Here is a 24,449-nt window from a genome sequence, read left to right as displayed (position 1 = left end):
CTCGTTTGGGCTGTGTGGAATGGGTGATGATGAAGCGCCAGTTGCGGGCTCATCCGAAAGCAAGGTGTAGTCGGGATTTGAAGCCCCCGGTCTCGAGGAGGGACCGGGCGATGTAGTGGGCGAGGTTCCGGAAGCCGAGGGCGGAGCCGCATAGGGGTTCGAGTCGTCCATTGATGGCCTCCGTTGGTCCGTTGCTGGTCCCGGGGCGGTCGAAGTAGGCCAGGACATCGGCGGCGCGCTTCTTGAGGGTCCGTCCGGGCGTGATGACGTTCTTCAGGTCGTCCGGGGGCCGGTACTCAGGGAGGTGATGAGCTCGCTCATCAGCGTTCGCCCGGTCGCGCGGTTGGGGGGCGGTATGTGGCGATCACCTTCTGGTAGATCCCCCAGGTCGCTTCGATATCGACGTGCTCGTCGGTAGCGAAGAGGGCCTCGATCCGGACCCGCTGTTTCTCGGTGAGCAGGTCGGTCCCGGTGTGCAGGGTCCGTCTGGCCCGGTAGAGAGGATCGCCAGAGCGTCCGCGGTGGCCGTGCAGCTGCTGTTGGACGCGCCGGCGGCAGACATCGAGTGCGTCGCCCGCGAGGCACACGACGTGGAACGGAGCCATTACGGCGACGGCGTCGGGCGGTTCCTCGGTGGTAGCGGACTTGAGCTCGGCGAAGCCGTCCATCGCGACGACCTCGACACCATCGCGCCACGCCTTGGGGCGGGCTGCGGGCCACGCCTTGAACGCCTGTTTCGAGCGCCCTGGGACCATGTCGAGCAAGCCCGCTGGCCCCGTGTTGTCGCGGATCGGGGTCAGATCGATGACCACGGCCACGTACTTCTCGCCGAACCGCGTATGACGCCATACATGTTCGTCGACGCCCAGCACAGCGACGCCGTCGAACCGCGCCGGGTCATCGATCAGGACCCGTCTACCTTCGGCCAGGACAGCGTCGTTCGCGGTATGCCACGACACGGCGAGGCTCTCGGCGATCCGCGCGACGCTCAGATGCTGTGCCACGAGCGCTTCTAGCGCCCAGCGCCCCGCCCCGGGACAACCTCGAACGAGGGCCCGCAACCTTCGTGGTGTCTTGGCGCCACACGTGCGCGCACCCCGTGCACTGGTAGCGGCTCACCACGATATCCAGGACCGTGCGTCGCCACCCGAACGGCTCGTGCGCCAGGCGCCGCCGCACCGTGTCTCGCAGAACGCCTTCACACCCGCAGCGACGACACCAACCGTCGTCCGGGCTGCCCATGACCCTGCGCGCGAGCACCGCTCGATCGGATTCAAGGCGTCGGCCCACGACAACGAGACCGAGCTCGTCGAGGCGGGCGAATGTAGTCAGGTCAGGGCACACGAAGGTAGCGTCACGCATGTCGAGGTCTGCCGGCTGGACGGCGTAGGAACCTCCGTCATCAGGGGACCTCGACGTCTACCCCGACACGACCGCTACACCCTCATCTGCGATGCGCCGCTAACCTTCCGACGCCAGGCCGCGTTCCGCACCCGATGCGGAACGGCAATGGACGACGAGAACCTCTGGCTTCAAGGCCGGCAGGCCGAGACGTGCTCCCTGAGCCAGATCCTCATCGCCATCGAAGACGTCTCCGGACCTTGCCGGGCGGTCCGAGGGGCGGGGACGGTCGATCAGCCCAAGAACCCTGCCCCAGCAGCCGGAGGAACAACATGAGTGAGCACCTCGTGGAGGCCGCGAAGGCGCGTCATGCAGACTCCCTCGCCAAGGCGAACGCCGCACTCGTCGCCCTCTCCGGAGCCGGCGAACCGATCACCTTCGCCGCAGTCGCCCGTACGGCCGGAGTGTCGACTGACTTTCTGTACGCGACGCCTAGCCTCCGGATACGCATTGACGAGCTCCGCCGAGCACATCGGCCGGTAGCCGAGATGCCGTCCGTCCCAGGCGCCGGTGCCAGCTCAGCGATTCGGGCACTTTCCGCACGGTCCAAGGACGAACGGTAGAGGCACCGAAAACGAGGTGCGGACGCTCGAGCAGGCACCGGCCGCAGCCCACGGCGAGAACCTCGAACTTTGGCGCCGAATCGCACTGCTGGGTGATCGAGCACCGAGTACATTCAAGCGAACTGTTCGGCTGGCGACTCGAACTCGGCGCGCTCGAAATCGGACTCGTTCCATAACTCGCAATCGAGCTCGCCCAAGCCGCCGATGAGATGATCCTGTCAAAGACCATCGCCTCGTTTGCGGGCTGGACCAACACACTCGCCGATCCAGACTCTGCGCTGCGACCGTCGACCGCCTCACCTTTAACGGCCCCCTCATCGAAACCGAGCGACGGCTCCCGTGAAAACCTAGGATCTAATCGAGCGTCACAGTTACGAGCAACGGTGCCGCAAGTCCTCGCCTTACGGCACAATCAGCCAATAGAGCAGCAACCCAGCCGATCGCGTCAAGGCTCCAGCCAGAAACGGAGCCATAGATACGCAGACCATCACCACGGGGACCTTGCCAAACTCGGTCTGGAAAGGCCGAATGTGCCGCCGAGCCTTCTATCCATTCGTTGGCCTCGAAGACAGGTGATGCATACGATTTTATATCCCTTATAAGCCCCGATGCGAATTCTGGGGTGAATCGCGACCTAGCACCCACGGCAATATCCATCGACACTCGAACGCGCTTCGGGTGTTCGAGCGCACCACTAAACCAATCTCGCGTTTCTACACTCGGCGCCGACGCAGCATGGCCATTCCGTCCGACAGACAGCTGGGAGATTGGCAACACCAATTGCGCCGCTCGGAGCTCAAACTCGCCCAAGGTCGCTGCGACGGCAGCCGCGCAGCAAAGGAAGGGTTCAGTTGGAAGGGGGCGCGAATCAGACAGTTTGTCAATGCCAACCTGGAACCAGAATGTCGGCGCAAGACTTCTGCTCTCTGTTCCTATCGGACCATATCCCCCATCATTCATTTGCCATAGGCCCGCATTTCCAACTACGCGTTCATTGCCGCTCGGGTCAACAATGACCATGCGTTCGTCGAGCCAACCCATTGCTTGCGAACGTTGGACGAACCGAGAGTGCGGGTCATTGTTGAGGTTGTGCTGACCGTCTGGATCGATCCGGGACTTGCCCCAGACCGCCCCCAGGAGCGGTCGGGGCGCAGCTGCGGCGCCCCGACCGCCATGGATGCCCGGCCGCATCTCTCCGGATGCCATCATCATCTCACCGCCACGCAGAATCCTCAGAGAACCCTGCAATAGACATCTGCTTGCCGGTAAGGCACTTCTGACGTGTCGATCTGTCCATCAACATCCACGTCAACACGAGCACGCCACGACACTCGCGTGTCGTCGTGGCAGTCTTCGTGGGCGGTCACTCGGTAGCTGCTGCCGCCCCCGGGCTTCAGAGGGTTCCTGGGCGAACAGTTCATTCGTTCCCAGTAGCCCTCTGGGCCGTTCGTCAAGTACTCGTAGAGGCATACCTGTACGTGAGCAGTCGCGGCTGTGCATGTTCCCTTCTTCCACCACCCATGTGCTCGCACCGCGTCGGTTGACGAGGTGCTGGAGATGTGGGGATTATCGACACCACAATCCGGCGTGCAGCCGATAGCCTGCGTCGATGAACCTGCGTCCGGAGTGTCGGTGTCGACAGGAATCGGATTGCCCGCCTTGTCGACATACCGAGCTTGCGTGGCCTCGGCTGCGGTGGCGACTGCAGGGGTGGGCTCTGACGAAGACGCGCTCACGGTGTTGTCAGCGAGTGCGGTTGGCGACGCTGCCACCCCAAAGCCTACTGTCAAAACGAACGAAACGACCCCGGCGACTGCCAGCTTCTCCCGACACCTTTGTCGTGGCGAGCTTGTGTCGCCCGAGGATTGCACGAGCCATCAGCCCGGTCAACGAGGTTCCCGGCGCCGCGCAGCATGTGTGTCGAGGAACGAGCGCTGACCACTGGGCTGACACGGGACGCGTCGCCAACGGCATACCGCCTACGCCCTCACCTGGTACTTCTCATGCGAGATCTGTGAACGCCGCAGATACGATGTGATCGACTTTCAGAACGCGGCCTATACGAAGCTCGGACCGTGGAGTCCCGCGGAAGCCGGTGAGGCACTGAGCGGCGTCCTGCTCTCTGGGAAGAGGCCCTCGGCGCGTTCAAGGGGATGCGTGACTCCGTGACCGTCACGGACAAGCGGATCGTCGCTCTGAAGGTCTAGGGGATGACCGGCAAGAAGAAGGACTACACCTCCATGCCGTACGGGAAGATCCAGAGGTTCTCCGTCGAGACTGCGGGGACGTTCGATCTCGATGCCGAGCTTTTGCTGTGGTTCAGCGGACTTGGCAAGGTCAAGCTGGAGTTCAAGAGCGACGTCGACATTCGTTGGATCGGACACCTCGTCGCCAGCAAGGTCCTGTGACCGGTTCGCCTGCAGCTCGGTTCGTGCGCCGGGCAGCCGGCGTGATCCCTGGCGGACGCTATGGCTGGTGGTCGAGGCCGTCGAGGAGCGCGAGACTTGCCTCGACGATCTGGGCCTGGGCGTCGTCGCGGCTGATCGTGGGCGCCCCGTCGCCGGGCTGCGGGCCGTAGTCGGCGAAGTCGGCGTGCACGGCTCCGGCGATCTCGACGAACGTCGTCGCCGCAGGAAGGTCCTGCCGTGAGTCCGCGATCGCCTCGGGGGTCGAGAGACCGTCCTCGGAGCCGGAGACCGAGGTGACCGTCAGTGGGCTGTCGCTGATGTCGCCCGCCGGGTACGACGCGTGGAGCAGGAGGCCGTCGACGGTCTCGGGGTTGGCGCCCGCGAACGACGAGGCTGCCACGCCGCCGAGGGAGTGCCCGCCGACCACCCAGGTCTCGACGTCGGGGTGGGCCTCGATCGCGTCTGCGGACTGGTCGATGTCGACGAATGCGATGCCGAGCGGCTCCTTGAGGCTGACCACGGTGTAGCCGGCCTCGGCCAGCGGGCGCAGGATCGCGGCGGTCGCACGGACGTCGACCCGGGCTCCGGGGGAGTAGACGAGGCCGACCTCCGACGCAGAACCCACGGGTGTGAAGCTGTACCAGCCCGACGTCTCGGCGACCGTGACCGTCTCGTCGGACCCGAGTGCGTCGAGTGCGCGGTCGGTCGCGCCGAACGGTTCGAGCCACCATGCGGCCCCGAGGGTCCCGACGAGCGCGATGCTCAGGACGGTCGCCCCGACCACCCGCCGGACGGGATGCGCGACGTCGCGTCGCGGACGGTCCCCCTCCCGCACGTCGCGGACGACGGCGGCGACCAGGAGGACGCCACAGGCCGCGGCGACACCGAGGAGCGCGCCGTAGCTCCAGTGCTGGTGCTGGACGACGTCCGCGGCCGTGAGCAGGACGACGGTGGGGACGATCAGGAGCATGGCGCCGAGGACCGCCGTGGCGACGAAGCGGACGACGGTGGACCGGGTGCGCCCGGGCGTCCCGGTTGCGGAGTTCATCGTCCTATCCTCGTCCTCTGCAGTGTCTCTCCCGGAGTCCCGCGCCCGACGGCCATCGTTTACGCCTGGCTGGCCGCCACCGCCCGGTCCACGAGGTGGCGGAGGTCGCCACCTCCTTCGGCGTACCAGGCGCGCTGCCGGTCGGCCCCGCCCCCGCCCGCCCACAGCGCCCCGAGCAGGTCGGTGACCGCATCCATGTCGCCTGCGTCGACGAGCGCCTCGCGCACGTGCGTGACGAGCGCTCCGACGACGTCGTGCGCCGGTGCCGGCCGCCACGTGAGAGGGGAGACGAGGTCGCCGGAGATCCCCGAGCGTCCGGCCCGCCAGGCTGCGGTCCGGAGCAGCTCGGGTGCGTCCTCGGGGGCGGGTTCGTCGGCCGCGGCCGACCGTGCGGCCGTCTCGACCAGGCCCCGCGCGAGGGCTGCGAGGAGCGTCGTCGTGCCCGGGTCCAGGCAGACGTCCGCCACCCGGATCTCGACGGTGGGGTAGGTGGGGGAGAGACGGGCGTCGAAGAAGACCATGTTCGCGTCGAGCACCGTCCCGGTCGCGACGAGCGTGTCGACGGCGGCGTGATACCGCTCCGGCGTCCCGAACGTGCGGGTGGGCCCCGACGTCGGCCAGCGGGCCCAGACCTGGGACCGGAAGCTGGCATAGTCGGTGTCGTCGCCCTGCCAGTACGGCGAGTTGGCGCTGAGCGCCATCAGGGTCGGCAGCCACGGGCCGATGCGGTCCAGGACGGCGACGCCCTCCGTGTCGTCGGCGACGGCCACGTGGACGTGGCAGCCGCTGGTGAGCTGCTCCCTCGCGGTGATGCCGAAGACGCGCCGGGCCTCGAGGTAGCGCAGGCGGGACACCGTGGTGCCGGTGAAGGCGATCGGGGAGGTCGCGAGCGCGACGGCCCGGGCGCCGACCCGGTCGGCGACCTCCTGGGCACGCGATCGGCCCGCCCTGACCTCCCGTGCCAGGTCCTCCAGGGAGTCGCGAGGGTGCGTGGCGGTCTCCAGCTGTTCTTCCATGAACTCGTTCTCGACGGCCCCGGCGGCCGTGTCCGTGACAGCGCCGCCGTGCGCGTCGAGGGCCGCCGCGGCCTTGGCGACGGGCGCGCCGTCGTCGCCGACGAGCAGGAATTCTTCTTCGACGCCCATGGTCCGTAGTTCCGTCATGGCCGCAGTCTGCTGGTTGGAGGCGGACCACGCTCGCGGACGGCCCCCGGTTCCGGAACCCGGACGACCCGGCGCTCGCGGTCGGTCCCGAGGGGGACGGACCGCGAGCGCCGGGTCGGCGGTGGAGCGGGTGCGGGTGAGGTCAGCCCTGCGGGACGTTCGCGACGCCGTCCGGCAGCAGACGCCGGCCGAGGACCTTCTCCGAGTACCCGGTGCGGTCCAGGTACGGGGTGATCCCGCCGAGGTGGAAGCCCCACCCGGCGCCGAGGATCATGCAGAGGTCGATCTGGGTGGGAGTCTCGATCACCTTCTCGTCGAGCATGTGACCGATCTCGACGGTCAGTGCCGTGAGCACCGAGTCGAGGACCCCTGCCTCGTCCAGCCCGGTGCCGGGCGTCGCTGCGAAGGCGGACTGGATCTCCGGGTCGACGTCAGCCGGAAGGCCCTTGGCGGCAGGCTTGAGCGAGAGCCGTGTGCCGTCCTCGACGAGCTTCTCGAGCCCTGGGGACTGCGGGATGCGCTCACCGAGGTCCTCGCGCAGGGAGGTCAGGACGTGGAGCCCGACCGCCGGACCGACGAGGTCGAGCAGCTGGAACGGAGGCATCGGCAGACCGAGCGGACGCAGAGCGCGGTCCGCGGCCTCGACGGGCGTCCCGCCCTCCACGGCCTCAGCGATCTTTCCGAGGAGGAGCACCAGCAGGCGGTTGACGACGAAGCCCGGCCGGTCGAGGCAGCCCACGGCCGTCTTGCGGAGCTTCTTGGCGACGGCGAACCCGGTGGCGAGGGCCTCGTCCGACGTCTTCTCGGCCTTGATGATCTCCACCAGGGGCATCTGGGCGACCGGGTTGAAGAAGTGGATGCCGACGACGCGCTCGGGGTGCTGAAGGTCGGCCGCCATCTCGGTGATGGACAGGGCCGAGGTGTTCGTCGCGAGGATCGCGTCGGGGGAGATGATGCCCTCGAGCTCGGCGAAGACCTTCTTCTTCAGGCCCATGACCTCGGTGACGGCTTCGATCACGAAATCGCAGGACGCGAAGTCCTGGATGTCCGTCGTGCCGTGAACGGAGGCGAGGATCTTCGCCCCGGCGTCGGCCGACATCCGTCCCGACCCCGTGAGCTTCTCGACGGTGCCGCGCACGTGCTGCAGTCCCTTGTCGACGCGCTCCTGGTCGAGGTCGCGCATCACGACCGGCACACCGAGCCGCTGGGCGAACAGCATCGCGATCTGTGCGGCCATGAGCCCCGCACCGACGATGCCGACGCGGGTGACGGGCTTCGCGAGGCTCTTGTCCGGGGCACCGGTCGGGCGCTTGCCCTGCGAGACCGCCTGGAACGCGTAGACGCTCGAGCGCATCTCGTCGGTCATGATGAGGTCCGCCAGGGCCTCGTCCTCGGCGGCGAACGCGTCCGCCTGCGTCGCGGTCCGTGCCGCGGCGATGAGGTCGAGCGCGCGTCCCGGCGCGGGGCGGGAGTCGGCGACGACGGCGTCCAGGCGCTGGCGGGTCGCGTGCACGACGGCGTCCCAGACCTCGGGCGAGTCGAGCTCGCGTCGCTCGACGGTGACGTCGCCGCGCAGGACGGACTCCGCCCACGCGATGGACTGCTCGAGGTAGTCGGCCGAGCCGAAGAGCGCGTCGACCAGTCCGAGCTCGAGGACCTCGGCGGGCTTGAACGGCTTGTTGGCAGCGGGCCGCGTCAGGATCACGTCGACGGCCTTCTCGACGCCGATCAGGCGAGGCACGAGGTAGGCGCCGCCCCAGCCCGGGATCAGACCGAGGCCGGTCTCCGGGAGGGCAAGTGCGCCCGCGTCCGAGGCGACAGTGCGGTAGGTGCAGTTGAGCGCGAGCTCGAACCCGCCACCGAGGGCCAGGCCGTTGACGAACGCGAAGGTGGGCACGCCCAGCTCGCCCAGCAGGGTGTAGGCGCGGTGACCGTTGCGGCCGAGCTCACGCGCGTCGTCGTGCGTGGTCACCGCGGCGACCTGCGTGAGGTCGGCACCGGCGGCCAGGAAGTACGGCTTGCCCGTGACACCGACGGCGACGATCTCGCCGGCCGCCGCGCGCTCCTTCAGCCCCTCGAGGGCCGTGGTCAGCTCGGCCATCCCCTCGGGGCCGAGGGTCGACGGCTTGGTGTGGTCGAGCCCGTTGTCCATCGTGATCAGGGCCATCGTCCCCGTGCCGCCCGGCAGGGCGACGTCGCGGACGAGGGAGTGGGTGACGCGCTCGGCGCGTGTGTCGGTGCTCATCAGGCTCAGGCCTCCTGCGTCGTCGTGTGGCCGGAGTAGTCGGCGTGGTGGGGGTTCTCCCAGATGACGGTGCCGCCCATGCCCAGGCCGACGCACATCGTCGTGATCCCGTAGCGGACCTCGGGGTGCTGCGCGAACTGGCGGGCCAGCTGCGTCATCAGGCGCACGCCCGTCGAGGCGAGCGGGTGACCCATCGCGATGGCTCCGCCGTAGACGTTGACGCGCTCGTCGTCGTCCGCGATGCCGTAGTGGTCCAGCAGGCTGAGCACCTGGACGGCGAACGCCTCGTTGATCTCGAAGAGCCCGATGTCGTCGATGGTGAGCCCCGCGGTGCGCAGCGCACGCTCCGTCGCCGGGATCGGGCCGATGCCCATGACCTCGGGGTCGACGCCCGCGAAGGCGAACGAGACCATGCGCATGCGGACGGACAGGCCGAGCTCCTCGGCGACGTCCCCGGCCGCGAGCAGGCAGGCGGTGGCACCGTCGGTCAGCGGCGAGGCGTTGCCGGCCGTCACCTTGCCGCCGGGGCGGAAGGGCGTCTTGAGGTCGGCGATGGCCTCGACCGTCGTGCCCGGGCGCGGCAGCTCGTCGGTCGTGGCGAGACCCCAGCCGTTCTCCGGGTCGCGGGTGGCGACCGGCACGAGGTCGGGCGAGATGTGACCGTCCGCGAGGGCCTGGGCGTACTTGGCCTGGCTGGCCACGCCGAACGCGTCGGTGCGCTCCTTGGTCAGGTGGCTGAACCGGTCGTGGAGGTTCTCCGCCGTCGCGCCCATGACCAGGGCGGAGGAGTCGACGAGCTTCTCGGAGACGAAGCGCGGGTTCGGGTCCATGCCCTCGCCCATCGGGTGGTGGCCCATGTGCTCGACCCCGCCGGCGATCGCGACGTCCTGCGCGCCGACCATGATCGCCGAGGCGGTGTTGGTCACGGCCGTCATCGCACCCGCGCACATGCGGTCGATGGCGTACCCGGGCGTCGTGCTCGGCAGACCCGCGAGGAGCGCGACGCTGCGCCCGAGGGTCAGACCCTGGTCGCCCGACTGGGTGGTCGCCGCGAGAGCGACCTCGTCGACCCGCTCGACGGGGAGCTCGGGGTGGCGACGCAACAGCTCACGAACGGCCTTGACGGCCAGGTCGTCGGCGCGGGTGTGCGCATAGATTCCGTCGGGACGTGCCTTGCCGAACGGTGTTCGAACACCTTCGACGAAGACGACGTCGCGGACGTGCGGGCGGACGCGCGGCGCTGTGGCGCTCGCAGTCTGCTCGGTGGTGACCGAGGTCATGGAGTCTCCTTGGGGTGGACGGCGGTGTCCGGTGAGCGGCACCGCTCCTGCAAAGTAGAGGCTACCCGCGGTAGCAGGTAAATGTCACTACCTGACGGGGTGTCGTGGAGACGACGACGCCGCACGGCCCGGGTGGGCGGTGCGGCGTCGGGACGGGTCGGGCGTGGCGCTAGTGAGAACCTCGCAGCGTCCGGACGACCTTCTTCGCGGTCGGCAGCGCGCTGTTCCACGCGGAGTACCAGATCGAGAAGGGGACGTCGACGCTTCGGACGAGCTCGTCGCTGTGGTGCGCGAAGCTCTTCTTGAACTCGCTGATCCCGTCGTTGAGCAACCCGTTCATGTCGTAGCGCACCACGCCCGCCTCGCGTGCCAGCTCCATGGCGTGCCACTTGACCGGGGCGTTGGCGCGCAGCTTGCGCCCCGCGTCGTTGATGCCGCCGTACAGCTCGAACGAGGTCGAGGCCGACTGGACGCACCAGACGAACGCGACCGGCGCGCCGTCGTCGTCGAAGGCCGCCACCAGCACCGAGGCGTCCGCCATCTCGCGGTGGATGGCCAGGTAGTACGCGTCCTCGTGGAGGGCGAACCCGGCGCGCTCCGCCGTCTCCTTGTAGACCTCGAGCACCGCGCGGACGGTCTCATCGTCGACGACGCGGCGCACGTCGAGGCCGGACCGTCCGGCCTTGCGGATGTCGTACCGCGTGGACTTGCTCATCGACTTCATGAGGGTCTCGGGGTCGTTGGTCAGGTCCACGATGAGCGTCGACGGGTAGAGGATCGGGTTCGGCGACGGCCGCGCGTCGGCGAGCGTCAGTGAGGTCCCCTCGGGCCAGTCCGGCTCAAGGGTCATCCCGACGCCGCCGATGTTCGACTTCGCCCAGGCGGCGATCGCCGTGGTGACGGCCGAGCGCTGCGGCTCCCTGCCCACGCCGTACCCGCCGCCCGCGTAGGCACCCTCGGGACCGGGCTCGACGTCGTCGCGCACGCCGTCGTCGTCGGCGGGGGAGACGACCACCGGGCCGCGGGGGACGTGGCACAGGGCCTTGAACTGGGCGGGCAGACGACGGACCAGGATCTGCGCCGCGCCGACGAGCTCCTCGCCGTCCAGCACGTGCACACGTCGCGCCGTCCAGGTCCCGGTGCTCTTGACCTCACCCCATCCCCACATCTGCAGCGGGTGGCCCCCCGCGTCGAGGATCGAGCGATCCCAGGCGTCGCGGTGGGTGATCTCAACGACCGTCAGGTCCATCTTCGGCTCGTGCACGCGCTCGACCCTATCCTGTCCGTCCTCGTCGCACGGCGACCGCGGTCAGGCCCCGGCCAGGCCCGCGAACGCGCGGGCGAGGGGTTCCGCGACGAGCGCACGCTGCCACGGCCTGGCGCCTCCGGCCGCGAAGGCCTCGTCGAGGTGGTCGGCGTCCAGGCGTTCGGGCGGGGTCCAGCACACCGCGCGCAGCAGGGACGGCTGGACCACGTTCTCGACGGGCATCGTGACCTCCTCCGCGACGGCGTTGACCGTGGCGCGGGCGGCCTCCAGCCGTGCGGCGGCCTCGGGATTGCGGTCGGGCCAGGCGCGCGGGGGCGGGGGAGCGTCGGTTCGCGGGCCCCGGGTCGACGGGAGCTCGGCGTCGGGGAGGGCGAGCGCCTCGTCGATGGCGACCTGCCACTGCGGGGCGCGGCGCTTGGTGGCACGGCCGGAGAACTCGCGCAGGGCGGTCAGCGCGGGGACCGAGCGCGGCATCGCGCGGGCCGCGGCGACGATCGCCCGGTCCGGAAGGATGCGGCCGGGCGCGATGTCCCGGCGCCGTGCGTTCAGGTCGCGCGCCTCCCAAAGACTGCGGACGACCGCCAGCTGGCGACGGTCGCGGAGTCCGTGCATCCCCGACGTCCGGCGCCACGGGTCCACCCGGGGGGCGGGCGGCGGCATCGTCCGGACGTGCTCGAACTCCTGGGCGGCCCACTCCGTCTTGCCGGCGGCGTCGAGGCGCGCCGCGAGCTCGTCGCGGAGGTCCACGAGCACCTCGACGTCGAGCGCGGCGTACCGGAGCCAGGACTCGGGAAGGGGCCGGGTCGACCAGTCGACCGCGGAGTGCTCCTTCGCCAGTCCCAGGCCGAGGATCTCGGCGACGACGGCCCCCAGCCCCACCCGCTCGAGCCCGAGGAGTCGGGATGCGAGCTCGGTGTCGAAGATCGTCGTCGGCAGCAGACCGTGCTCGGCGAAGCCCGGCAGGTCCTGGGACGCGGCGTGCAGGACCCACTCGGCGTCCCCGGCCGCCTCGGACAGCGCGGAGAGGTCCGGGAGCTCCCGCGGGTCGACGAGCCAGGTACCGGAACCGCGGCGTCTGAGCTGCACCAGATAGGTGTCCTGCCCGTACCGGTAGCCCGAGGCACGTTCGGCGTCCGCGGCGACCGGACCCGTGCCCGCGCGGATCGCGGCGACCGCGGCGGCGAGCCCCTCGGCGGTCGTCGTCACGGCAGGAATGCCGTCGGCGGGTTCGGTGAGCGGGGTGACCGGGTCCCCGGGGGTCTCCTCGGCGTCGGGCGGCCCGTCCGGAGTCTGCGTGTCCGTCGTCATGGGTCCATCGTGCCGTGTCGAGGTCGCAAAGTGGTCACGCCGTCCGGCTGGGGCGGGATCCCTGCGGCCGAGAGCATGAGGTCGTACCAGGCCTGGAGGTGGGGTGCGAGATCAGCCGTCCCGGGCGTCCAGGAGGCGCGGATCTCGACGTCGACGTCCTCGTCTGCCGTCGAGAGGACCCCGAACGACGTGGACAGGACACGTGTGACCGTGCCACCCAGGGTGTGCGCGTCCGTCTCCTCGACGGCCTCCTCGAGCCAGGACCACGCGACGTCGTCGAACAGCGGGTCCGCGGCCATGTCGACGTCGAGCATCGCCCGCGTCAGGGTCACGACCCGGAACCGGCCGTTCCAGGCGTCCTGGCCCGTGGGGTCGTACAGCACCACGATCCGGCCCGTCGCGAGCTCCGTCTCGTCCGAGCCCCCCGGGGCACGCACGGTCGCCTCGAACGCCACGGCGTAGGGCGAGATCCGACGGGGTGCCTCGATCTCGCGCAGCTCGATGCCGGCGCGCGGTGCGTGGGAGGCGAGGGCCTCGAGAGCTCCGAGAAACTCCTCCGGAACCCCGGCTCGGGGGGCGTGGATCACATGCCGAACCCTACGAGGTCGTGTCCAGGATGTGGAGGAACGGCGCGCGGAAGGGGCCTGCGACGGGCGGCCTACTAAGGTGGACCCCGGCGCCCACCGAGGGGTGTCGCAAGAACGAGACGACCTCCCGAGGAGAATCGAACCGTATGTCTGCACGTGCTCAGATCGGCGTCACCGGCCTGGCGGTCATGGGCCGCAACCTCGCCCGCAACTTCGCCCGCCACGGCTACACCGTGGCGGTGCACAACCGTTCGTACGCGAAGACCCAGTCGCTGATCGAGGAGAACGGCTCCGACGGCGACTTCGTCCCCTCCGAGTCGATGGCCGACTTCGTCGCCTCCCTCGAGCGTCCGCGCAAGGTCGTGGTGATGGTCAAGGCCGGCGGCCCGACGGACGCCGTGATCGACGAGCTCGTTCCCCTCCTGGAGGAGGGCGACATCATCGTGGACGCCGGCAACGCACACTTCCCGGACACCATCCGCCGCGAGAACGACCTGCGCGCGCAGGGGCTGCACTTCGTCGGCACCGGGGTCTCGGGCGGCGAGGAGGGCGCGCTCAACGGCCCCTCGATCATGCCGGGCGGTACCCGGGAGTCGTACAAGAGCCTCGGCCCGATCCTCGAGGACATCTCGGCCAAGGTCGACGGAACCCCGTGCTGCACCTATGTCGGCCCCGACGGCGCCGGACACTTCGTCAAGATGGTGCACAACGGCATCGAGTACGCCGACATGCAGCTGATCGCCGAGGCCTACGACCTGCTCAAGCAGGGACTAGGCGCCTCGGCGGCCGAGATCGGCCAGATCTTCGCCGAGTGGAACACCGGTGACCTCGAGTCGTTCCTGATCGAGATCACGGCCGACGTGCTGCAGCACGTGGACGCCGAGACCGGGTCGGCGTTCGTCGACGTCGTCCTCGACCAGGCCGAGCAGAAGGGCACGGGCCGCTGGACCGTCCAGAACGGCCTGGACCTCGGTGTGCCCATCACGGGCATCGCGGAGGCGACGTTCGCGCGGGCGCTGTCGGGCTCGGTCCCGCAGCGCGAGGCCGGTCGTGCGGCTCTGCCCGCCCACACGCAGGAGTGGACCATCACGGACCGCGACGCGTTCGTCGAGGACGTCCGCCTCGCGCTCTACGCCTCGAAGGTGGTCGCCTACTCGCAGGGCTTCGACCAGATCGCGGCGGCGAGCGTCGAGAACGACTGGAACATCGACCGTGGTGCGATGGCCCGTATCTGGCGTGGCGGCTGCATCATCCGTGCCGGGTTCCTCAACCGCATCACCGAGGCCTACGAGCGCGACGCCGACCTGCCGCTGCTGCTCGCCGACGAGTACTTCACCGGCGCGGTCGGCAACGGCCTGGCCGCCTGGCGTCGCGTCGTCGCGGGTGCCGCCCAGAACGGCATCCCCACGCCGGCCTTCAGCTCGTCGCTCGCGTACTACGACGGTGTCCGGGCCGAGCGGCTTCCCGCCGCGCTGATCCAGGCGCAGCGCGACTTCTTCGGCGCGCACACCTACCGGCGCGTCGACCGTGAGGGCACCTTCCACACGGAGTGGTCGGCGGACCGCAGCGAGTCGGAGGCGTGAGCCGGCCCTCAGCCGCCGTGACGGAGACCCTGCTGCCCGTCGCGGTCGGCGGAGACATCGGTGCCTACGCGATGCTGCGGGCGTTCCACGAGCGCTACGGCTGCGACGCCGTCGTCGTCTCGGCCGTGGCGACCCGGGCGATGGCCGACTCCTCGTTCGTCTCCGTGGTGGTCGAACCACGCGTGGACGAGCCGGAGCGGATGGTCGCGGCCCTCGAGCGCGTCGCCGCGCAGAACCCCGGGCGCACCCTCGTCCTCCTGACGAACGCGGACTGGTACGTGCGCACCGTCATCGAGCACCGCGAGCGGCTGGAGGGCGCCGGGTACCGGCTGCCCTACTGCTCGCTCGACGTGCTCGAGCGGGTCTCGACGAAGGAGGGGTTCGCCGAGATCTGCGACCGTCTGGGCATCGCGACGCCGCGCACGGTCGCCGTGGACGTCCCGGCTCTGGTCGCCGCCGGGGGCAGGGACGCCGTGGGTTCGTTCCCGGTCGACCTCTCCTACCCGTTGATCGGCAAGCCGTCGTCCTCGGCGGACTACTACTTCGTCGACTTCCCGGGCAAGAAGAAGATCCACCACATCGGCTCGCGTGCCGAGCTGGACGAGCTTCTCGGACACCTTGTCGACGCGGGGTACACCGGGACGTTCCTGCTGCAGGACTTCATCCCGGGGGACGAGACCCAGATGCGGTCCCTGACCGCGTATCGGGACCGGTCGGGAAAGATCACGCTGCTCGCGACCGGTCAGGTGCTCCTCGAGGAGCACACGCCCGGCACGCTCGGCATCCCGGCCGCCATCCTCGTCGAGGAGGACCGGGACGCGATGGACACCGCGCAGCGGTTCCTCGACGAGGCGGGGTACGTGGGGTTCGCGAACTTCGACTACAAGGTGGACCCTCGCAACGGCGAGCGCGTCTACTTCGAGATGAACCCTCGTGTCGGGCGGAACAACTACTACGTCACCGGCGCCGGGGCGAACATCGCCGAGGCGATCGTCGACGACTGCGTCCTCGGCGAGTCCGGTGAGCTCAGCACGCCCGACCGTGAGGTGCTCTACTCCGTCGTGCCCTACGGCCTGCTGCGCAAGTACCTCGTGGACGAGGCATTGGCAGCGCGGGTGCACGCCGTCAAGAAGCGGGGCGACGTCGTGAACCCGCTGAAGTACGGGGCGGACTCCGGCATCAAGAGGCGGTTCGTCGTCGAGGCCGTGACGCAGAACTATCGGCGCAAGTACGCCCGGTACTACCCCGAGCCGGTGTCGACCGACGTCTGAGTCCGACGACGGGTGGTGCGGCGACGGCCGCGGACGGGGACAGGGTCCCGGTCCGCGGCCGTTCTGCTACCCGAGCTCGCTCGTCCCGAGGTACACGTGCAGGACCGGGACGTCGAAGGCGGCACGAGCCTTCGAGGCCCAGTCGGTGTGGAAGGTGTCCTCGACGGCGTGCGGGTAGGTGAACACCGCGATCTCGCTCGCGTCGTGGTCGGCGACCGCGGTCGCGACGCTCGGCAGCGGGTCGTCGTCGGTCACACGCCCGCTCGCGTCCGCCCCGGCGCCGGTGAAGGCGGCCAGGCTCTCCGCGAGCTGCTCGTCGGCGGTCTTGCGCGCCTCGTCCGGGTCCGGCTCCTGGCCGGTCACCGCTGCCCAGGCCTCCTGCAGGTACCCGAGGCTGAGATAGTCGATGAACGAGGTCACCGGGTCGTGCGAGGTGTCGGCGGGGACCAGGAGACGGAAGTGGACGTCGCGGTCCGCGTAGAGCGACAGCAGGTTCTGGACGTCGGACTCGGCGAGGGCGGCTTCGGACAGGACGAGGATCGTATCGGTCACCTGACGAGGATATGCCCGACGCGCACGCCTGTCCGTGCGGTCGGTACGGTGGGGCCATGTCGAGCGAAGCGCCCGCGGTGGTCGTCGTCGGTGCGACCGGATACGTCGGGAGCCGGCTGACCCGATGGTTCCTCGACCGGGGCTGGGCGGTTCTCGCGTGCGGCCGGGACGCCGCCGCGCTCGCGCGCCTGGAAGAGGCCGGAGCCCAGGTGGTGGACGTCAGGGCGTTCGACGACCGCTCGTCCGGCCAGCCCGAGAGGGCGATGCGCGAGCTCACCGCGCAGCACACGCTGCACGGTGTGGTCGCCTCCGTCGGCGGGTGGTGGATCGGGGACCGGCTCGAAGACCTGTCCCGTGACGTCTGGGACGGATTTCTCGAGAGTCATCTCACATCCCACCTGACGTCCGTCCAGCATCTGGTGCCACACCTGCCCCCGGGCGCGGGCTACGTCGTCCTCAACGGCGCCGCGTCCCACGTCCCGATGGCGGGCTCGGGCCCGGTCAGCGTCACCGGGGCCGCCCTGCACATGCTCGTCGAGGTGCTGCGGGCCGAGTCGACGGGAGTCCGGTTCCGCGAGGTCGTCGTGGAGCGGGCGATCGCGGGCGACGACCGCAACCGGGACCCCGAGGCAGAGGTCGCTCTCGACGCCGTCGCCGAGGCCGTCCGCGACGCGCTCGACGACGGACCGGACGTCCGCAGGGTCGACGTCGGCTGAATCCCACGGCCGGGGAGCGTACGCTCGTGCGTCGTGACAAGCGCCGACCCCACCTCCGAGCCGACCGCGACCGGCACCACGGCACCGCGGTCCCTGACCGCGGTACGACCGGCGGCCGACGCCCGACGTCTGCTCGCCGACCTCGTACCTCCGCGCCACTTCCAGGACGCGCGGTTCGCCACCTACCGTGCCGACGAGGCATACCCGAGCCAGAGGGCCGCCGTCGAGCGGCTGGAGGAGGTCGCCGCCGAGCTTCGCCGTCCGCGCGGCGGCGGGCTCTTCCGCCGGCGCCGCCCGGCGCCCGCCGTCTACCTGGACGGAGGGTTCGGTGTCGGCAAGACCCACCTGCTCACCTCCCTGGCGCACGCCGTCGGGGTGGAGCGCGCGGCCTACGGGACGTTCGTGGAGTACACCAACCTCGTCGGGGCGCTGGGGTTCCTCCCGACGGTCGAGGCGCTCGCGGAGAAGCGGCTCGTCTGCATCGACGAGTTCGAGCTCGACGACCCCGGCGACACGGTGCTGATGTCCCGGCTGCTGCGCGAGCTCGGGGACCGGGGCGTCGCCCTCGCCGCGACGTCGAACACCCTGCCCGACGCGCTCGGGGAGGGGCGCTTCGCCGCCGAGGACTTCCTGCGGGAGATCCAGGCGATGGCCGAACGGTTCGAGGTCATGCGCGTCGACGGTGAGGACTACCGTCACCGTTCCGTCGTGACGGACGCCGAGCCGCTGGACGCGGAGACGATCCGCGCGGTGGTCGAGGAGACCGCCGGTGCGACGCTCGACGACTTCTCGGCGCTCGTCGACCACCTGCGCGAGGTGCACCCCAGCCGGTACGGCGCGATGCTCGACGGCGTCAGCGTGGTCGGGCTCACCGACGTCGGCCCGGTCACCGAGCAGGCGGCCGCGCTCCGGCTCGTCGTGCTGGTCGACCGGCTCTACGACCGGGACGTGCCGGTCCTGCTCGGCGGCGCCGGCGAGCACGGCCTCTTCACGGACGCGATGCTGCGCGGCGGATACCGCAAGAAGTACTACCGCGCGCTGTCGCGGCTCGGGTCGCTGGCGGAGGACGGCCGGGGCGTCGCCGAGGGCGGCGGGTCCGTACGGCGCTGACTACGAGCGTTCCAGCAGGGCGAGCTGTTCCGCGACGTCGTACGAGGCCGTGGGCCAGTCCAGGTCGAGAGAGCGGAACGCGTCGAGGACGAGCTCGGTGACCACGAGGCGTGAGTACCACTTGTGGTCGGCGGGGACGACGTACCACGGCGCCGCCGCGGTGCTCGTCCGGTCGAGCACAGCCTGGTACGCCTCCTGGTACGCGGGCCACTGAGCCCGGCCGGCCAGGTCGCTCGGGTCGTACTTCCAGTGCTTGTCGGGCCGCTCGAGCCGCTTGCGCAGCCGCTCCTTCTGCTCGTCCAGCGAGACGAACATCGCCACCTTGACGATCGTCGTGCCCGACGCCGCGAGCTCGGCCTCGAACTCGTTGATCTGGTCGTAGCGGGCCTCCCAGGTGGCGCGGGGCACCAGGTCGTCGACGCGCGCGATCAGGACGTCCTCGTAGTGGGACCTGTCGAAGACCCCGAGCATCCCGGGACGGGGTGTGCGACGTCGGATCCGCCACAGGAAGTCGTGGGCCAGCTCCTCGGCGGTCGGTGCCGCGAAGGCCGCGTGGTCGACGCCCTGGGGGTCGACCATGCCGATCACGTGGCGGACGATGCCGCCCTTGCCGGCGGTGTCCATCCCCTGGAGCACCAGCAGGACCGACCTCTCGCCACCCGTGCGCCCGTGGGCGAAGAGCCTCTCCTGCAGGTCGGACAGGTCTCTCCCGCGGCGTGCCATCGACTTCTCGGCGGCCTTGCGCCCGTGATGCCACCCTGGCGTGGCACCGGGATCGAGGGTAGAGAGGTCGAAACCGGCGTCTACCCGCAAAGCCTCGGTCGGCGGGACGGAGAAGTGGCTCGTGGGCGGGTTGTTCATCTCCAGATCGTGCCACCTCTGCCCGGATCGCGCAGATTCGTGCGCATTGGCGTTGCGGTCGCCGTGTGAAGAACTCGGACACGTCGCGTGCGACACGATGCGATCGGGCGGTCGACCTGATAGGCAGGAGCCATGAGCTCGCACCCAGGTTCATCCTTCCGTCGCGACGACCCGAACACCTCGGACGTCGCCCAGGCACGTCTGTCGCCGTACCGGCGCTCCCGTCACACCGAGCCGAGCGCCGTCCTCGAGGGGGGCGACCCCTCGCGCGCACCCCAGTCCCTGGGCGGCGCGAGCCGGACACAGCCGGCGCGCGGATGGCCCGCCGTCTCGTGGGACGACCCCGACGAGCTGTAGGACGCCGACCGGCCTCGCCGGCCGTCAGCCGAGGCGCGGCAGCCTGGTCGCGTCGACGTCGATCAGGCGGGGCATACCTGCGGGTGCCACGGCGCTGAGGGCCAGATAGCGGGCCTCTGCCCGGTGCAGGCGGATGTGCTCGTCGACCGACCAGTCCGGCCCGTTCGTGAGCACCATGCCGCACGAGCACTCGATCTCGACGTGACCCGTCCGGTCGGGGGTGGCCTGACCCACCGTGACGTGGGAGGAGCGCGCGGCGGCCTTCGCGTGGCGCATCGCGGCGCTCACCGCGCTCGGGCCGGGCATCTCGTCGGCTGGTTCGGAGTTCTCCACGAGACAGAACCCTATGCGGTCCGTGCACGGAACGGCCGCCTCGTCGGGCACACTCGCAGTGTGGACCCGATCGACGCTCTTCTCGCAGATCCGCCGCCTCTCCCTGTCGCCGCGGCTCTCGACCGGGTGGTCGGGCGACGCGCCGAGGCGGGGTCGGTGGTGGTCCAGGCTCCACCGGGCACCGGGAAGACGACGTTGATCCCGCCCGCACTGGCGGCACGGTACCCAGGGCGCGTGCTCGTGACCCAGCCCCGACGCATCGCCGCGCGTGCCGCCGCCCGCCGCCTCGCCTCGTTGCTCGGCGAGCCGCTCGGCCGGACCGTCGGGCACACTGTGCGCGGCGAGTCGAGCACCTCGCGCACGTCGCGGGTGGAGTTCGTCACCACCGGGGTGCTGCTGCGTCGCCTGGCGCGGGATCCTGAGCTGCCGGGCATCCACACGGTCGTCCTCGACGAGGTGCACGAGCGGCATCTCGACGGCGATCTGGCACTCGCACTGCTTTCCGACGTCAGGGAGAACCTCCGGGCCGACCTCGGTCTCGTCGCGATGTCGGCGACCGTCGAGGCGGGACGTACCGCTGCCGCCCTGGGGCCGGGGACCTCTGTGGTCGACGTCGAGGGCACCGTCCATCCCGTCGACACCGTCTGGTGTCCGCCGCGCACGCCGGCGACGGACGCCCGTGGGGTGGCCCCTGCGTTCTGCGACCACGTCGCCGACGTCGTCCGGCGCGCGGTCGACGAGACCACGGGTGACGTCCTGGTGTTCATGCCGGGCGCCCGTGAGGTCGACCGGGTGCTGCGGGGCCTGGGTGGGCTCGGTCTCGACGTGCTCGCCCTGCACGGGCGCCTCCCGCCGGGGGACCAGGACCGTGCCCTGACGCCCGGCGCACGCCGCCGCGTGGTGGTCTCGACGGCCGTGGCGGAAAGCTCGCTCACGGTGCCGGGCGTCCGTGTGGTGGTCGACGGGGGCCTCTCGCGCGAGCCGCGCACGGATCACCGCCGGGGGCTCGCGGGGCTCGTGACGGTCTCGGCGAGCAAGGCGTCCGGCATCCAGCGAGCGGGCCGCGCCGGTCGGGAGGGGCCGGGGACGGTCTATCGCTGCTGGTCGTCCACGGACGACGCGATGCGCGCGGAGCACCCCGAGCCCGAGATCCGCACCGCGGACCTGACCGGCTTCGTCCTGACGCTGGCGCGATGGGGGACACCGCGGGGCGACGGACTCGCGCTGCTCGACCCGATGCCCGACGCGGCGCTGGAGTCCGCGCTGGCCACCCTGCGCGAGCTTGCACTGCTGGACGACGCCGACCGGACGACCGTGCTCGGCGGGCAGGTAGCAGACCTGCCGCTCGACCCGCGCCTCGGGCGGGCGCTGCTCACGGGTGCCGACGTGGTGGGTGTCTCGCGCGCGGCGGACGTCGTCGCCGCCCTCTCGGAGGACGTCCGCGTGAACGACGGCGACCTGCCTGCGGCGTTGCGGCGGCTGCGTCGGGGTGGGACGGGGTCGAGGCCCTGGGAGCAGCAGTCGCGTCGTCTGGCCCGTGCTGTTCCCGGCCCTGGGTCTGGCGGGGCAGCCGCACCGCGGGATCCTGGCCCGAGGTCCTCGATGTCCGACGACCTTGCGGTCGGTGTCGTCGCGGCGCTCGCCCACCCCCGGCGCGTGGCCCGTCGGCGGGATCGAGGCGACTCGTACCTCATGGCGTCCGGCACCGGAGCGGTGCTCCCGCCCGGCTCGCCGTTGACGGGCGCGCCGTGGTTGGCGATCGCCGACGTCGAGCGCTCACCCGGTCGGACCGACGCGATGATCAGGTCGGCCGCACCGATCGACGAGGAGACGGCCCTCGAGGCCTCCCAGGGACTCCTGCACGAGGACGACGAGGTGACCTGGGCGAACGGCCGGGTCGAGGCGCGTCGCGTGACGAGACTCGGTGCGATCCCGCTCGGGGCGAGCGTCGTGAGCCGTCCGTCTCCCGAGCGGGTGCGTGACGCCGTCGCCGAGGGCCTGCGGCGGGACGGGCTCGACATCCTCCGGTGGAGCGACGCCGCCACGGCGCTGCGCCACCGGCTCGCCTTCCTGCACGGTGCCCTCGGCGAGCCGTGGCCCGACGTCTCCGACGAGGCGCTGATCGCGCAGGTCGACCGGTGGCTCGGAGCCGACCTCGACGGGTCGCGGGGACGGGTCGACCGGATCGACACCGTGCAGGCGGTCCGGCGGCTCCTGCCGTGGCCGCAGGCCTCCCGCCTCGACGAGCTCGCGCCGGAGCGCCTGGAGGTGCCGAGCGGGTCGCGCGTGCGGGTCGACTACAGCGGTGATCAGCCCGTCCTGGCGGTGCGCCTGCAGGAGGCGTTCGGCTGGCAGGTGACGCCTCGCCTCGCCGACGGCCGCGTGCCGGTGCTGGTCCATCTGCTCTCGCCGGCAGGACGCCCCGCGGCGGTGACGGCCGACCTCGGGTCGTTCTGGGCCAACGCCTACCCCCAGGTGCGCGCCGAGCTCCGTGGGCGCTATCCGAAGCACTCGTGGCCGCAGGACCCGGCCGACGGTGTTCCGAGTCGACGCGTCCGGAGACCGCGGTAGCTAGGACGAAGGGTCGGGTCCGTCGACCGTGTCCGCGAACCGGACGACGGCGAGCGGAGGCACCACCGTGACCGGATGGGTCGTCAGGTCGATCACCCGGGATCGGGCGGGGGGCGTCTCGTGGGTCTCGAACCGGACGGTGGCCTCGTCCCCGCGGACGTGGACCACCCAGCCGCGCCCGTGCTCCGGGTGCTCGATGTCGAGTCCCGGTCGGGCGTTCGCCGCGGTGAGCGGGCCACGGATGGTGCGGCGGCTCGACCCGACGACAGGCCCTGCCTCCGGCTCTCGTGCGTCGAGGACGGCACGGTCGAGGTCCGCGGTGTCCGTGTCCTCCTCCCACCCGAGGGTCAGCTGGGCGTGGGGCGAGAGGTTGTGGAACGAGACCCCCAGAAGTCGGACGGCGTCCCGGGCGCCGACGCCGCGGACGGCCTCGTGCGCCGCCGCACGCAGGGTCGCCGGGTCGGCGCTCGGCTGCGACAGCGTCGCGGAGCGTGTCACGGTCGTGAAGTCGGCGAACCTGACCTTGGCGACGACGGTGCGCGCGCCTCCTCCGTGGGTCGCCAGGCGGCGCAGGGCCTCGTCCGTGACGGCGTCGACCGCGCGGGCGATCGTCTCGCCGCCGAAGATGTCCGTGGGATAGGTCCGCTCGGCCCCGACGGACTTGCGCTCGCCGGACGGTGCCACCGGGCGCAGGTCGATGCCGTGCGCGAGTCGGTACAACGAGGACCCGTGCGCCTCGCCGACGGTCTCGGTGAGGACGTCGAGACGCTGGTGGCGCAGATCCGTCACCAGGCGTACGTCGAGGCGCTCGAGCGCGGCCGCGGTCGCGGGGCCGACGCCGGGGATCGCGCGGACCGAGAGCGGCAGCAGGAACGCGTCCTCGTCCGACGGGTCGACCACGAGGAGTCCGTCCGGCTTCGCGGCGTCGGAGGCGATCTTCGCGACGAGCTTGGTCCGCCCCGCCCCGATGGACACCGCCAGGCCGGTGCGCTCGCGGATCCGTGCACGGACCGCCTGCGCCGCCTCCGCGACCCGGCTCTCCCAGGGGCCGGCTGCGAGATCGACGAAGGCCTCGTCGATGCTGAGCGGCTCGACGAGCGGGGAGAGCCGAGCCAGCTCGCTCATGATCACGCGCGAGTACGCGGAGTAGGCCTCGAACCGGGGGAACAGGACCGCTGCGGCGGGGGAGAGGCGGCGTGCCCGGCTCATCGGCATCGCCGAGTGCGCGCCGGTGCGGCGGGCCTCGTACGACGCGGTGGCGACGACGCCCCGCGGGCCGTTGCCCCCGACGAGGACGGGCTTGCCGCGCAGGGACGGCTTGTCGCGCTGCTCGACGGCGGCGAAGAAGGAGTCCGCGTCGGCGTGGATCACCGACGGCACACCGCGCAGCCGTGCGGCGTCGGAGCTGAGCGCGGAGTCCACGAGACCTACTCTGCCTGAGTCTGGCAAACAGCGAAGGCCCCGACCGTGGTCGGGGCCTTCATCCTGCTGGTGGGCGATACTGGGATCGAACCAGTGACCTCTTCCGTGTCAGGGAAGCGCGCTACCGCTGCGCCAATCGCCCAGAGATGTACTGCTGAGAGGTGGAGATGGGATTCGAACCCACGTATACGGCTTTGCAGGCCGCTGCCTCGCCTCTCGGCCACTCCACCCTGAGAGAGTCTGCCTCGTTGATCAACACGTGATCGGAGAGCGTTCTCCGAGCGGATGACGGGATTCGAACCCGCGACCCTCACCTTGGCAAGGTGATGCTCTACCACTGAGCCACATCCGCACGATCGGGCCGCTCGGGGTTTCCCCCGGGCTTTCCGGCGCGATCAGAACT

The 24,449-nt window shown here is 70.6% G+C and carries 18 protein-coding genes, 3 tRNA genes and 1 pseudogene; 7 read left to right on the top strand and 15 right to left on the bottom strand.

Annotated elements, in window-relative coordinates:
- Positions 1-49: 49 nt before the first annotated feature.
- A pseudogene (locus Q343_RS14070) lies at positions 50-1,362 on the bottom strand (ISL3 family transposase).
- A gap of 2,812 nt (positions 1,363-4,174) precedes the next feature.
- Here Q343_RS14070 and Q343_RS15615 point away from each other — a divergent pair.
- Entirely contained in the window at positions 4,175-4,372 is a 198-nt protein-coding gene (locus tag Q343_RS15615; RefSeq protein WP_248616817.1) for a PH domain-containing protein, read from the top strand.
- 58 nt (positions 4,373-4,430) lie between these two features.
- Here the strand turns inward: Q343_RS15615 and Q343_RS0110500 are convergent, their stop codons facing one another.
- From Q343_RS0110500 to Q343_RS0110470, 7 genes are all read right to left on the bottom strand, one after another.
- Positions 4,431-5,420 carry an alpha/beta hydrolase gene (locus tag Q343_RS0110500; RefSeq protein ID WP_029253537.1) on the bottom strand — a complete coding sequence of 330 codons (990 nt, stop codon included), beginning with the start codon at positions 5,418-5,420 and terminating at the stop codon, positions 4,431-4,433.
- A 59-nt stretch (positions 5,421-5,479) separates the two neighbouring features.
- Complete coding sequence (locus tag Q343_RS0110495; protein ID WP_248616816.1) at positions 5,480-6,583, bottom strand: carboxylate-amine ligase; 1,104 nt, start codon at positions 6,581-6,583, stop codon at positions 5,480-5,482.
- 142 nt (positions 6,584-6,725) lie between these two features.
- Positions 6,726-8,828 (bottom strand): 3-hydroxyacyl-CoA dehydrogenase NAD-binding domain-containing protein, encoded by a 2,103-nt coding sequence (locus Q343_RS0110490; RefSeq protein ID WP_029253535.1) that lies wholly within the window; start codon positions 8,826-8,828, stop codon positions 6,726-6,728.
- 5 nt (positions 8,829-8,833) lie between these two features.
- Positions 8,834-10,108 carry a thiolase family protein gene (locus tag Q343_RS0110485; protein WP_029253534.1) on the bottom strand — a complete coding sequence of 425 codons (1,275 nt, stop codon included), beginning with the start codon at positions 10,106-10,108 and terminating at the stop codon, positions 8,834-8,836.
- A gap of 169 nt (positions 10,109-10,277) precedes the next feature.
- A complete protein-coding gene (locus Q343_RS0110480; RefSeq protein ID WP_248616815.1) occupies positions 10,278-11,372 on the bottom strand; it encodes a lipid II:glycine glycyltransferase FemX in 1,095 nt (364 codons plus the stop codon).
- Positions 11,373-11,417: 45 nt separating this feature from the next.
- A complete protein-coding gene (locus Q343_RS0110475; RefSeq protein ID WP_029253532.1) occupies positions 11,418-12,683 on the bottom strand; it encodes an HRDC domain-containing protein in 1,266 nt (421 codons plus the stop codon).
- Positions 12,680-13,270, bottom strand: coding sequence for a DUF3000 domain-containing protein (locus tag Q343_RS0110470; protein ID WP_029253531.1), 591 nt, complete (start codon positions 13,268-13,270; stop codon positions 12,680-12,682). Before Q343_RS0110470 ends, Q343_RS0110475 begins: the two co-directional genes overlap by 4 nt.
- A gap of 146 nt (positions 13,271-13,416) precedes the next feature.
- On the opposite strand from Q343_RS0110470, the gene gndA reads away from it, so the two are divergent.
- Positions 13,417-14,853, top strand: a complete 1,437-nt coding sequence (gene gndA / locus Q343_RS0110465) for an NADP-dependent phosphogluconate dehydrogenase (RefSeq protein ID WP_029253530.1) — start codon at positions 13,417-13,419, stop codon at positions 14,851-14,853.
- Positions 14,850-16,124 (top strand): carboxylate--amine ligase, encoded by a 1,275-nt coding sequence (locus tag Q343_RS0110460; RefSeq protein WP_248616814.1) that lies wholly within the window; start codon positions 14,850-14,852, stop codon positions 16,122-16,124. The genes gndA and Q343_RS0110460 overlap by 4 nt, the downstream gene beginning before the upstream one ends.
- Before the next feature lie 66 nt (positions 16,125-16,190).
- Here the strand turns inward: Q343_RS0110460 and Q343_RS0110455 are convergent, their stop codons facing one another.
- On the bottom strand, positions 16,191-16,676 hold the full coding sequence (locus Q343_RS0110455) for a hypothetical protein (protein WP_029253528.1): 486 nt from the start codon (positions 16,674-16,676) through the stop codon (positions 16,191-16,193).
- 56 nt (positions 16,677-16,732) lie between these two features.
- Here Q343_RS0110455 and Q343_RS14570 point away from each other — a divergent pair, with 56 nt between their 5' ends.
- Entirely contained in the window at positions 16,733-17,392 is a 660-nt protein-coding gene (locus Q343_RS14570) for an SDR family oxidoreductase (RefSeq protein WP_162175482.1), read from the top strand.
- 33 nt (positions 17,393-17,425) lie between these two features.
- Entirely contained in the window at positions 17,426-18,502 is a 1,077-nt protein-coding gene (zapE, locus tag Q343_RS0110445) for a cell division protein ZapE (protein ID WP_029253526.1), read from the top strand.
- Here zapE and Q343_RS0110440 read toward each other — a convergent pair whose 3' ends face one another.
- On the bottom strand, positions 18,503-19,363 hold the full coding sequence (locus Q343_RS0110440) for a polyphosphate kinase 2 family protein (protein WP_029253525.1): 861 nt from the start codon (positions 19,361-19,363) through the stop codon (positions 18,503-18,505).
- A 132-nt stretch (positions 19,364-19,495) separates the two neighbouring features.
- Here Q343_RS0110440 and Q343_RS0110435 point away from each other — a divergent pair, with 132 nt between their 5' ends.
- Positions 19,496-19,720 carry a hypothetical protein gene (locus tag Q343_RS0110435; protein WP_029253524.1) on the top strand — a complete coding sequence of 75 codons (225 nt, stop codon included), beginning with the start codon at positions 19,496-19,498 and terminating at the stop codon, positions 19,718-19,720.
- Between the two features lie 24 nt (positions 19,721-19,744).
- On the opposite strand, the gene Q343_RS0110430 is transcribed toward Q343_RS0110435, so the two are convergent.
- Positions 19,745-20,053, bottom strand: coding sequence for a hypothetical protein (locus Q343_RS0110430; RefSeq protein ID WP_331713048.1), 309 nt, complete (start codon positions 20,051-20,053; stop codon positions 19,745-19,747).
- Positions 20,054-20,113: 60 nt separating this feature from the next.
- On the opposite strand from Q343_RS0110430, the gene hrpB reads away from it, so the two are divergent.
- Positions 20,114-22,624 carry an ATP-dependent helicase HrpB gene (gene hrpB / locus Q343_RS0110425; RefSeq protein ID WP_211249000.1) on the top strand — a complete coding sequence of 837 codons (2,511 nt, stop codon included), beginning with the start codon at positions 20,114-20,116 and terminating at the stop codon, positions 22,622-22,624.
- Here the strand turns inward: hrpB and Q343_RS14060 are convergent, their stop codons facing one another.
- The 4 genes from Q343_RS14060 to Q343_RS0110405 all read right to left on the bottom strand — a co-directional run bounded on the left by Q343_RS14060 (position 22,625) and on the right by Q343_RS0110405 (position 24,398).
- Positions 22,625-24,046, bottom strand: coding sequence for a DNA polymerase IV (locus Q343_RS14060; RefSeq protein WP_052367118.1), 1,422 nt, complete (start codon positions 24,044-24,046; stop codon positions 22,625-22,627).
- A gap of 67 nt (positions 24,047-24,113) precedes the next feature.
- Positions 24,114-24,188: transfer RNA gene (locus Q343_RS0110415), tRNA-Val, on the bottom strand.
- A 17-nt stretch (positions 24,189-24,205) separates the two neighbouring features.
- Positions 24,206-24,276, bottom strand: a tRNA-Cys gene (locus Q343_RS0110410).
- A 50-nt stretch (positions 24,277-24,326) separates the two neighbouring features.
- A tRNA-Gly gene (locus Q343_RS0110405) sits at positions 24,327-24,398 on the bottom strand.
- Positions 24,399-24,449: the final 51 nt, after the last annotated feature.

Origin of the sequence: Paraoerskovia marina DSM 21750 (assembly GCF_000701465.1) — a bacterium.
Lineage (GTDB): Bacteria > Actinomycetota > Actinomycetes > Actinomycetales > Cellulomonadaceae > Paraoerskovia > Paraoerskovia marina.
The sequence above is the reverse complement of the archived record's forward strand: the minus strand, read 5'-3'. Positions and strand labels throughout refer to the sequence as shown.

Coding starts and splice junctions, on each gene's coding strand:
- Q343_RS14570 (WP_162175482.1), top strand. CDS start 16,733: ATGTCGAGCGAAGCGCCCGCGGTGGTCGTCGTCGGTGCGACCGGATAC.
- Q343_RS0110485 (WP_029253534.1), bottom strand. CDS start 10,108: ATGACCTCGGTCACCACCGAGCAGACTGCGAGCGCCACAGCGCCGCGC.
- Q343_RS0110495 (WP_248616816.1), bottom strand. CDS start 6,583: ATGACGGAACTACGGACCATGGGCGTCGAAGAAGAATTCCTGCTCGTC.
- Q343_RS0110475 (WP_029253532.1), bottom strand. CDS start 12,683: ATGACGACGGACACGCAGACTCCGGACGGGCCGCCCGACGCCGAGGAG.
- Q343_RS15615 (WP_248616817.1), top strand. CDS start 4,175: ATGACCGGCAAGAAGAAGGACTACACCTCCATGCCGTACGGGAAGATC.
- Q343_RS0110440 (WP_029253525.1), bottom strand. CDS start 19,363: ATGAACAACCCGCCCACGAGCCACTTCTCCGTCCCGCCGACCGAGGCT.
- gndA (WP_029253530.1), top strand. CDS start 13,417: ATGTCTGCACGTGCTCAGATCGGCGTCACCGGCCTGGCGGTCATGGGC.
- Q343_RS0110490 (WP_029253535.1), bottom strand. CDS start 8,828: ATGAGCACCGACACACGCGCCGAGCGCGTCACCCACTCCCTCGTCCGC.
- Q343_RS0110435 (WP_029253524.1), top strand. CDS start 19,496: ATGAGCTCGCACCCAGGTTCATCCTTCCGTCGCGACGACCCGAACACC.
- Q343_RS0110500 (WP_029253537.1), bottom strand. CDS start 5,420: ATGAACTCCGCAACCGGGACGCCCGGGCGCACCCGGTCCACCGTCGTC.